14 protein-coding genes and 1 riboswitch are annotated in these 9886 nt (G+C 34.8%); of the genes, 7 read left to right on the top strand and 7 right to left on the bottom strand.

Features of this window, described 5'->3' with window-relative positions; all coding sequences use genetic code 11:
• Nucleotides 1-1003 precede the first annotated feature (1003 nt).
• Nucleotides 1004-1438: an Rrf2 family transcriptional regulator gene (locus tag SAZ04_RS12725; RefSeq protein ID WP_332695653.1), complete on the bottom strand. Its 435-nt coding sequence runs from the start codon at nt 1436-1438 to the stop codon at nt 1004-1006.
• Between the two features lie 206 nt (nt 1439-1644).
• Between SAZ04_RS12725 and SAZ04_RS12720 the strand changes: the two genes are divergently transcribed.
• The gene (locus SAZ04_RS12720) at nt 1645-2520 is read left to right on the top strand and encodes an SDR family oxidoreductase (RefSeq protein ID WP_332695652.1); all 876 of its coding nucleotides are present in this window, start codon (nt 1645-1647) and stop codon (nt 2518-2520) included.
• Nucleotides 2521-2768: 248 nt separating this feature from the next.
• Nucleotides 2769-3029 (top strand): hypothetical protein, encoded by a 261-nt coding sequence (locus SAZ04_RS12715; RefSeq protein ID WP_332695650.1) that lies wholly within the window; start codon nt 2769-2771, stop codon nt 3027-3029.
• A 103-nt stretch (nt 3030-3132) separates the two neighbouring features.
• On the opposite strand, the gene SAZ04_RS12710 is transcribed toward SAZ04_RS12715, so the two are convergent.
• The 3 genes from SAZ04_RS12710 to SAZ04_RS12700 all read right to left on the bottom strand — a co-directional run bounded on the left by SAZ04_RS12710 (nt 3133) and on the right by SAZ04_RS12700 (nt 5898).
• The gene (locus SAZ04_RS12710) at nt 3133-4485 is read right to left on the bottom strand and encodes a TrkH family potassium uptake protein (protein WP_332695648.1); all 1353 of its coding nucleotides are present in this window, start codon (nt 4483-4485) and stop codon (nt 3133-3135) included.
• Between the two features lie 47 nt (nt 4486-4532).
• Nucleotides 4533-5198, bottom strand: a complete 666-nt coding sequence (locus SAZ04_RS12705) for a potassium channel family protein (protein ID WP_332695646.1) — start codon at nt 5196-5198, stop codon at nt 4533-4535.
• Between the two features lie 59 nt (nt 5199-5257).
• A riboswitch (cyclic di-AMP (ydaO/yuaA leader) is annotated at nt 5258-5404 on the bottom strand.
• A gap of 65 nt (nt 5405-5469) precedes the next feature.
• Nucleotides 5470-5898, bottom strand: coding sequence for a hypothetical protein (locus SAZ04_RS12700; protein ID WP_332695644.1), 429 nt, complete (start codon nt 5896-5898; stop codon nt 5470-5472).
• A 235-nt stretch (nt 5899-6133) separates the two neighbouring features.
• Here SAZ04_RS12700 and SAZ04_RS12695 point away from each other — a divergent pair, with 235 nt between their 5' ends.
• A complete protein-coding gene (locus SAZ04_RS12695; protein ID WP_332695659.1) occupies nt 6134-6301 on the top strand; it encodes a magnesium chelatase subunit ChlI family protein in 168 nt (55 codons plus the stop codon).
• A gap of 18 nt (nt 6302-6319) precedes the next feature.
• Here the strand turns inward: SAZ04_RS12695 and SAZ04_RS12690 are convergent, their stop codons facing one another.
• From SAZ04_RS12690 to SAZ04_RS12680, 3 genes are all read right to left on the bottom strand, one after another.
• Nucleotides 6320-6781: a 2-thiouracil desulfurase family protein gene (locus SAZ04_RS12690; protein ID WP_332695642.1), complete on the bottom strand. Its 462-nt coding sequence runs from the start codon at nt 6779-6781 to the stop codon at nt 6320-6322.
• A gap of 105 nt (nt 6782-6886) precedes the next feature.
• A complete protein-coding gene (locus SAZ04_RS12685) occupies nt 6887-7066 on the bottom strand; it encodes a Fur-regulated basic protein FbpA (RefSeq protein WP_332695639.1) in 180 nt (59 codons plus the stop codon).
• 384 nt (nt 7067-7450) lie between these two features.
• Nucleotides 7451-7627, bottom strand: coding sequence for a hypothetical protein (locus tag SAZ04_RS12680; RefSeq protein WP_332695637.1), 177 nt, complete (start codon nt 7625-7627; stop codon nt 7451-7453).
• 239 nt (nt 7628-7866) lie between these two features.
• Between SAZ04_RS12680 and SAZ04_RS12675 the strand changes: the two genes are divergently transcribed.
• The 4 genes from SAZ04_RS12675 to SAZ04_RS12660 all read left to right on the top strand — a co-directional run bounded on the left by SAZ04_RS12675 (nt 7867) and on the right by SAZ04_RS12660 (nt 9741).
• Nucleotides 7867-8055, top strand: coding sequence for a hypothetical protein (locus tag SAZ04_RS12675; RefSeq protein WP_332695635.1), 189 nt, complete (start codon nt 7867-7869; stop codon nt 8053-8055).
• 109 nt (nt 8056-8164) lie between these two features.
• Complete coding sequence (locus SAZ04_RS12670; RefSeq protein WP_332695633.1) at nt 8165-8788, top strand: acyltransferase; 624 nt, start codon at nt 8165-8167, stop codon at nt 8786-8788.
• Between the two features lie 541 nt (nt 8789-9329).
• Entirely contained in the window at nt 9330-9473 is a 144-nt protein-coding gene (gene sda, locus SAZ04_RS12665) for a sporulation histidine kinase inhibitor Sda (protein ID WP_332695631.1), read from the top strand.
• A gap of 106 nt (nt 9474-9579) precedes the next feature.
• Complete coding sequence (locus tag SAZ04_RS12660; protein ID WP_332695629.1) at nt 9580-9741, top strand: YwzD family small protein; 162 nt, start codon at nt 9580-9582, stop codon at nt 9739-9741.
• Nucleotides 9742-9886 lie beyond the last annotated feature (145 nt).

The following is a 9886-nucleotide window of genomic DNA, read 5'->3' as shown; positions in this document are numbered from 1 at the left end:
CCCGACTACCTAAAGAATAACCTATAAAAAAATAGGCCAACCAGATAAATATTAATCTGGATGACCTTATAATACGATAGGGCGCTATTGTGGAAGAAAGGGATTTAGTAAACAACTTTATTTATATTTAACACTTACAACGAAAATAAGCGATCTTGTTATTCATTCTGACCAGAATAACAAGATCGCTTATGCTATTTCATTACTCATTGATTTTACTAATCCTTTCATTGTTACAAGAAGCTGATTTTTTAAAAAGTACTTAACCTGTTTCATTTTCCATTAGATAATGATTATTCTGATACCCAGTGTATGCATAAATACACTTTCGCCTTTCGCTAATCTGGTGGAATCACCCTCTTTTTTATGTATTAGCTATAGCTTGTACTAATTATATAAAAAAAGCTCCTCATTGTAAATACTAAAAATTAAAAAAATTCAGAAAAATTATTCATTTGTAGAAAAAAATTAATTTGTACTTTTTTGTCTTGTTATTAACCTAAAATATTAGTATTATTTTTTCTTTTGTTGTTCATTAAGGGTACACCCTTGTAGATGATGGAAATCAGGAGAGATAGCAGCTGTAAGTGTTATGCAGGAAATTGGAGTGAAAAAGACGACTTATTAGTAAGCTGGTTAGGGAGTATGAAGATACTATAAATATCTTATGAAAAACTGATGTTTGAGTAACGCTGATTACAGCCATTGAAATGTACCACCTTTGACATATCATTTACCACCAAATGACGAAAAGTGTACCAAAGAATGACAGACTGTTTACCACTGCAATCCTTCTGGTGATAAAAGATATAAAACCATATTTTTTAGACTCAAAAGTGTTATAAAAATTTGGGTCAGATTAACTCTTGTATTACGTAGTAGACACATACTGGGCAATAAATATCTTCATTTTAAGTTGACATTGTGAAAGACTGTACTTAAGCTAAACGGAGCAGATTAGTTGAGAAATAAAGAGAAAAGACATTCCTTTGGAATGCCTTTATTAACAGATATTTTCTTTAGTAGCAATATCCTTCACAACATCTTCTAAAGTAACATTTCTTAAAACCTTCTCCATTGCCAATTGTGCTGCTGTGAATAATGGTTCAATTGTATTCTGGATGTTCCTACCTACGGGACAATCAGGATGTGGACTTTCATGTATGCTAAACAATTCTTTCTCCTGTACAACATTCACTGCCTTATAAACGTCGAACAGTGTAATATCAGATAATTCCTTTGCGAGTCTAGCCCCTGCAATACCTGGATGTACCTCTATCAAACCAGCTTTTTTTAGCATTCCCATTAGTTTTCTTATCACGGCTGGGTTCGTGTTAACACTTGAAGCTAAAAATTCAGAAGATGTTACTCCATCTTTATTTAATTCAATTAGAGTCAATATATGAATTCCGACAGCGAATCGGCTGCTGATGGACATGTTCAGTCACCACCTCTATTAATTATTCCGTTATTTAATTTTATATTTCTTCACCATGTAGTTAAATTGGTTACAAGTTTATTATACCAAATTACGAACAAAATAATAAATAGCATTTTACGTGTTGACAAATTGATTACATGTAGTTAGAATGATTACATGTAATCAATGTTGTTACAGATAAAGTCGAATGGGAGGAATACAAAATGAAAATATTAGTTACAGGAGCAACAGGGAAATTAGGTTCAAAGGTTGTAGAATCATTATTGAAATCTATACCTGCAAGTGAACTGGCAGTGAGTGTTCGAAACCCAGAGAAAGCAGAAGGACTTCGTGTTCGTGGAGTGGAAGTTCGTCAAGGAGATTTTGATCGTCCAGAAACATTAGATAGTGCTTTTACAGGGATTGACCGCTTATTACTTATTTCTGCCGATGGTGACAATGAAACAAGAATTCATCAACATACTAATGCTGTCCAAGCAGCTGAGCATGCAGGGGTAAAATTTATTGCTTACACAAGTTTAGCAAATGCAACAGAAAGTAAAAACTTAATGGCTCCTCCTCATGTTGCGACAGAAGCAGCCATCATTAAGACAGGTATCCCATATTCTTTCTTGCGTAACAATTGGTATTTGGAAAACGAACTCGGAAGCATTCAAGGTGCTATGGGGGGAGCTCCATGGGTAACTTCTGCTGGAGAAGGTAAGGTAGGCTGGGCACTGCAACAAGATTATGCAGATGCAACGGCAGCGGTTCTTGTTGGAAACGGTCACGAAAATACAGTTTATGAACTTTCTGGTCCTCTTTTAACTCAAGAAGAATTGGCAACTGCTCTTGGTAATGTATTGGGTAATGAAATACTACCTGTACAACAAATTAGTGACGAAAAATATGCAGAGATCATGAAAGGGTTAGGTTTACCTGATTTTGTGATTCCGATTGTAGTAGGAATTCAAGAAAGCATTCGAAACGGTTCACTAGAAGTTGAAAGCAATGATTTTGAAAAAGTACTTGGTCGTCCAGTTACTCCAATTAACGAAGCTCTTACCCAACTCGTTAATGCAATTTCACAAACTAAATAAAATGAACTGAAAGAACCGACATTAAGTCGGTTTTTTTGCGAATTATGCACTTTTAATCCTAAAAAAGAGATTAAAAAATGAATATTCTTTTGAGTGTAAATAGAAGTATACTCTTATTAAAGTAACAGCTAATAGAATCTATGTCTGATTTTCAGCAATCGGGCGCAATTCCAGAATAAGAATTGCGCTCTATCTTTATGTAAAGGAACTAGAAAAAGCAAAAGTGAATTATAGCGTTATAGAAAATAATGAGAAAGACCCAGTTTTTTTCCGATCCACCAAAGGCGATTGATGTAAATCGAGAATATATTCTGATATACGAGTATCCAACAAAAGAGGATATGGAAAAAGACGCTTCTAGTATCCATCCAAATGAGAATATTGGAAATGCTTTATTTAGTTATATATCGGACCCTCATTACTTTAAAAAGGGGAATATAATTGTTCAATATGCAGGCAAGAATAAAAGAGGAAAAAAAGCCTGTATCAATGATTACTTGGTAATCTAAGATACAGGCTTTATTTTTAGGTAACTATTGTCCTTATATACATTTAACTCGTAAGAACGTCATTGTCTTGAGTTAAGGTAAAATACCTAATAGATGCTCAAGGTTACCCAATAATCACTTTCTCTTTTGGATAATGATAGTGCTCATCTGTAAGCTTTCCTCTAATGATAAATAAGAATGCAAACACTCCAATTCGACCGACAAACATCAGAAAGATGATCGTTAATTTACCAGCTGTAGTTAGATCAGGAGTAATCCCCATAGATAATCCTGTCGTTCCAAATGCCGAGCAAACCTCAAAGATGATCGCGATTAAAGGAAAAGGCTCAATATAGGAAAGAAATATAACAGCTGACCCTGTGAGCATAATTGCAACACTAATGACTATAAATGACTTTAACATATCCTCTTGATCAATTTCTCTTCCAAATATTTTAATAGAACTTCTTCCACGAGCAAAAGTATAAATTGTCAAAATAATAATGGCAAAAGTGGTGGTTCGAATTCCTCCACCTACACTACTTGGAGATGCCCCAATAAACATAAGGGCGCTCAAGAATAACTGTGTAGGAATATAAAATTCTGCAATATCCATTGTTGCTAGTCCACCATTTCTGGTAGTTACAGATTGGAATAAAGCATAAAAAAACGTTTCATGCCAAGTTTTATCAAGGAAAAAGTGATTTCTTTCTAATAAAAGGATACCAAGAAACCCAACCAGAACAAGCAACCCAAACGTTGTTGTTGTTAATTTTGTATAAAGGGAGAAACGCTTATTAAATGGTTTTTCTTTTGACGTAAGAAATTCTTTTAATTCAATTAGAACAGGGAAGCCAATGGCACCTAATACTAATAAAATCATATTTACAAATTGAACAAAATAATCATGAGCAAAGGGCTCTAGTGAACTACCGGTAATGTCAAACCCAGCATTTGTTGTGGCGCTTACTGATGCAAAGAAACCTTGGATAAATGCTTCTTGCCAAGTCGGGAAATATTGTAGAAAGTGTATACTGAGAATTAGAGCACCAACAGCCTCAATAGCTAGAATCATAATCAAAATCTGTTTCATGATCATAACTAACCCTGCCATTTCTCCACGGTTTTGGTCCGTCATGATCAATTGCCTTTCTCGTAATCCAATCTTTTTGCGAAAGAGCATCCAGACGAAAGTTCCTAATGTCATAATCCCAATTCCACCAAATTGCAGAACAAAAGCAAGGATAAAGGTCCCTGGCACACTAAAGGTTTCTGCGGTGGAAACAACCGTTAGTCCTGTTACACTTACCGCACTTACAGCAGTGAATAGAGCTTCTATAAAACCCCATTGAGTACCAGGATTTTGTGCAATAGGTAAACTAAATAAAATCATTGCAACAATTACTGCAACAACGTAATACAAAACAATAATCTGCACAGCTGATAGATGACTTAAATGCTCTTTTATTTTAGCCATATAAAAAACCTTCTTTAATAGTTTATTTACTTCATAACATTACTTATCTACAAGCCTTCATCTTCAAAACGTTTTAAGTCATTCTTATGTCCAATGACAATAAGGAGATCTTTTTCTATGATGACTTCTTCAGGTATAGGTGACACATTCACATCCTCACCACGTTTAATGGCTAGAATGGTACATCCATACTCAGCTCGTATATTTAAATCAATAAGTGATTTATTATTAACCTTATTTGTAGCCAATAACTCCACTATGCTGTACTTATTTGATAGTTCGATATAGTCTACAATTTTTTCGGAGGTTAGATGTTGGGCAATCCGTATGCCCATATCGTGTTCTGGATGGATTATTCGGTCAGCGCCTATCTTTTCAAGAACCTTATGGTGATAAGAATTTTGCGCTTTGACCCAGACGTTAGGTATATCATTTTCTTTTAACACAAGCGTTGTTAAAATACTGGTTTGTATATCATCTCCGATAGCAACTACTACATGTTCAAAGTTTCTAATCCCTAAAGTCAGTAATGCCTTTTCATCTGCAGAGTTTGCTATAACAGCATACGTAGCATATTGAGCAAATTCAGTAACCTTTGTTTCATTAATGTCAATAGCTAATACTTGATGGCCCATCCTAAATAATTCTTTACATATACTTCCTCCAAAACGACCTAAACCAATAACTGCAAACTGTTTCTTTTTTTCTGCCACTCCAAGCTGCTCCTTTTTCTCCAAATAAAAAAGACCATCACAAAGAATGGTCCCAAAGAACCTTCTCTTTAATAACGCTTACGAGGTTAGCTGTCGGATTAGGGACTAAGAGTATCCCGTCTTACTAAGTAAGATTCACCCCAAGATGGTTAAATATCCATCAATAGTGGTTCCCCCGCTCATGAATGATTAAGCGAATAAAGGTTTAATATAATATTTTAACTACTAGAAAAGTTACTCCTCTTTATCGATCTTGTCAATATAAATATTCTTAACGAACATCCATGATCTTTTTATAGGACTCTTTACTACATATGACGTAAAGCTCTGATTCACTTGGAATACGTTCACCTAATTTAGACAATATATTAAAGTCATTTCCATCTGAGATTAAGTTTGCTCCTAGCTTTTTTAAATCATCAAAAGCATCATTATACGTATCCCAAACTTGTTTTTTCTTTATTTTACGTATATCAACGCCGCTTCTTCTACTTAAAAGTTCCATAATTAGTTTACTAGATCCTTTATCAACTGCAGCTTTAGCCATAAGATCAGATAATGCCTCATCCGCAATAATAAATTCATCAACATTTGAATGCTCAAAATTTGATATGTGCTTTTCCTTGAGAATCTCTACTATCGTGTAAATTTCTTTATTCATTTCTACAGCATAACTCTCAATAGATGAGACGATTAACAATGATTGTCCATCTGCAGTGACTAAACAGAAGGGTTAACTTTTTTATTCTGACAGTCATTTTCATGATTTCAAATATAAACAGCATGTAATAACCTCCTTTAGAACTTACAATCTTTTTATATTTCCCTGTCTAAGCTGAAAATATAAAGAGAACTAATGAAAGACGGGGAAGAATTATATTCATAACTGTTAGGCATTGGAATAGGAAAAGGTATGAGAGGATTTAACTCTAAATATTAATTTTAAAATCATTCGTTTAGCTAGGACGATTGCTGATTTAAAGGGAGAAGAGTCAGTAAGCAATGAAAGCCTGTTAATGGCCATAAGGTTAAGGAAGTTGAAGAATAAAGTCATGATGGACCGCGATATGTTGACTGGGGAGAAGGGTGATGTGAAGTACTAGTCAAATTTGGCTTCTCCTTTATGTTAAAAAATCAGCCAGTTGTTCTTCAGAAATGACCTGTATCTTGTTTCTTTTCAATAAGGCTGAAGTGACTCCATCCCCAGCAATTTTAGTCCCATTAAATCCGCCATCGTAAATCATCGAACTTCCGCAAGAAGGGCTGTTTTCTTTTAGAACAACAAGGGTGGCGTTCAGTTCTTTTACCATTTGGAATGCCGTATACGCCCCTCTTAGGTAAAGCTCTGTTACGTCATTGCCTGACTGATCGATTACTTTCGCCTTCCCGTCCAACACATCATAGCCATCTCCGCCTGTGATTTCAGCAGGTTCTCTCGGGGTTGAAAACCCGCCAAGCAATTCAGGGCAGACCGTTACGGCTTTCTTCTCATCATCAACTAGTTGATGTATCTTTTCATTTAAACAATGTGTTCCGTTATACCTTACGTTTAATCCTGCTAAGCAGGAGCTTACTACGATCATGGATTGCGCCTCTTTCATTAGGTGAAAACCTATTTGAATGTAGCTTCGTCGTTGTTGGTATGGAATCCTTCTTAAAATATGAATAAGAGCGTGTTTAGAACATAGTCATCTAAGCACGCTCTTTTTATGATGATTTTCTTTTTTTAAGGATGCGTAAATTTGTTCAATATCTGTAAGGGTTAGTTCAAATAAGTGCTTGTCTTCACTTTTGTAGATTCCTACGTTAATAAGCTTTTTAATCAGTTTCTCTTTACGAGCTTCTACTTGTTTTCGCAATTCTCCCATTGCTATCATCTCCTTACCTAATCGAGCAGCTTCCAATTCATTTCAGTCTGCTCGGTTTCTTTTTCTCTTTGTGACGTAAAAACAAGTATCATCCGTATTATAGACAACAATTGGCAATCCAAAACTGATTTTTCATATGTTACAGGATTTTACATATTGAGAATGGAAACGGGCGTAATTCTCTAGAGATTTTTGATCAGTTTTCTTTATTTCCTTAATAAAATGTTTACAATTGGAGGTGTGGGATTGCCAGATGCATCGGTAAAAGAGTCGCGAGAGCGTCAGGGCCGATTCGTGATCGAATGGACATTCTATAGTAACAAATAGATAGAAAATAAAAAATGGAATCAGGGATGGCAACTCTGATTCCGTTTTATTTTTGTTTTACTTTAATTCCTTTGCAATTTTCTTTAGATAATCTGGTATTTTATTTTCTGTTTGACATTGATGACAATAGAAAATATTAACTGTTTGGTTGGAGAAGTAATGATGCAATACATGTTTCGTTAGTTCAGTAGGGAAACCACAGCTTGTACAAAATGCTAAGTATTTATAGTTCATATAATCCTACCACCTTTACGAAGTGTTAGTACTTATATATGGTCTTTCTATTAGATTATGACTGAAACATTTTGGATTGTGGTTCCTGACGATCGCAATCAATTAAAAGAGATCGTAATATTTTTAATACACGAATCAATTGTCGGCTTAAACCAATCGTCTGAGGCGCGGTCGTTAGGCTGAGTAGGGAAGGTGTCAGTACTAGAAGAAAAATGGAAGAGGGTAAAATCGGATGATTGTTGAATAGAAAAGAAGAGGAGGAGGGTGGTAAAGATGAGAAGGAATTACAGCTATATCCTAAAAATGGTTCCGAAGGTTTTTCAAATCGTTTTAAATGTTTCTCTTGTGTGCTTAGCTGGGATTCTTTCTTTTTTACTAGTGAAGGAATTGTTCGTATTTGCTCAGATTTTATTGGCAGATGGCGCTAATGATTATAAGGTATTCCTTGCTATAATCCATCTTTTTCATCTCAACTCATATTCAAATAATGATACAATTCAATATATGTAATAATATGGTTTGAATTAGGAGGCTTTAATGATTTTACAAGAAGAAATTAAAGGGTTAAAAACAAAGATCTATGGAAAAAACAATGTGTTAGATTTACATGAGGATAATTACACCTTTAGAAATGTTGAGTTGAAAATTACTGGTTCCAAAAATAAAATTATTATTGGAAAGGACGCTAAACTTTCTAACCTATTGATCCATATAGGAGGGTCAAATAATGAAATCTACATTGGTGTGGAAACAGACATTATTGGTCACATTCATCTAAAAGGAAAACGCCAAAAAATCTCTATTGGTGATCGCACTACCTTTAAAAATGTGTACCTTCTTTCAGGAGAAGGAAAAAACATTGAGATTGGTGAGGACTGTATGTTCTCTTACGATATAGCTGTACGAACTACAGATGCTCATTCGGTTCTTGATGTAGAAACGAAAGAACGCTTAAATATAGCGAAAGACGTTACAATAGGAAATCATGTATGGGTTGCAGCCAATGTTCTTATTTCTAAAGGTTCAGTAATCCCAGATGATTGTATCATTGGTGCTAGATCTGTTGTGACTAAACCTTTTACTGATCCGCATTGTACGATTGCAGGTTCTCCAGCCAAAATAATAAAAACTGGAGTTACGTGGACTAGAGATAGAATATAAGTCGCAATAATTAAACTAAATCTATTTTTATTATGTTAAAAATATCAAAGTTACTATTAATGCCCCCTAGACTTTTTCAAGGGGCATTTTCATTGAGGATTCCGAGTGTTCTCGGTTCCCGTCCCATGTCAAGAAAACAGCGCATTTGGTCGTCGTACGGCTTTATTTGAAAGTCAAAAAGAAGATCGTGTGTTTGATTTTTCAAAGTGAAATGCAAAAGTATGAGGCTCTTATCCTATACCTACTAAGCTACGAAGAAAATTGTAAAATCATTGTGGAAAATGGGGAAATAAATAATAGTTACTAATTACGAGGAAAGGCATAGGCTTCAATACCTTGAGTATAGTAGTATGTAATTCAATAGGAGGGATTCAATATGCCTCCTACACCAAATGAGAAAAATTTGGACATTAACTATAATTGACTCAACTTTCGCACCTTGAAAATTGACCTTTCTGTATGTCTAGCAAAGCTTTTAGGTTTACTAACTCCACTGCTTGGCAAGTGCCGAGTATCATTAATACTTTTTAGGAGAAGAGATATGTTTAAACTAAAGACTCATGATTTATTAAAAGTATATGAGAAGGCAATTGAATTGAATCTAGAAAAAGATTTTATTGAAATTCTAGAAGTCGAATTGCAAAGAAGAGGTGCAACAGATTTATCTAAAACCTGGGTAAAGTAAATGAACTCAATTGGACTGTTGCATTGCAGCAATTAGTAGAAAACGAATAAAAAACACAACAAAAAGAATTAGTGGTGATTTCTTACATGTGTAGGGGAGAGTAGAAATGAGTGCCGTTAAAGAAGACGAAATATTAACACAACAACGCTTAATGAAAATACTAGAGGATGCGTATAAAAAAGGTTCGGAATCTGCTAATGTTACTTCTAAACAACTAGTAGAGGAAATTTCCACAGTCTTAAAGCCATATGTTAAGTCCGAACAGTAATTATCTCAGAGCCGAAGCAGGAAGCACGGGGACGGTTCCCACGCTTCCCTACCTCTGCCCATTTTAAAAATCCTCTGCAAAAAAATGATGAAAATTCAACAACAGTTCCTCTGATCAATCTCTAGCACTCACCTTATCACCATTT

Origin of the sequence: Halalkalibacter lacteus (assembly GCF_036663595.1) — a bacterium.
Lineage (GTDB): Bacteria > Bacillota > Bacilli > Bacillales > Bacillaceae_D > Halalkalibacter > Halalkalibacter lacteus.
The sequence above is the reverse complement of the archived record's forward strand: the minus strand, read 5'-3'. Positions and strand labels throughout refer to the sequence as shown.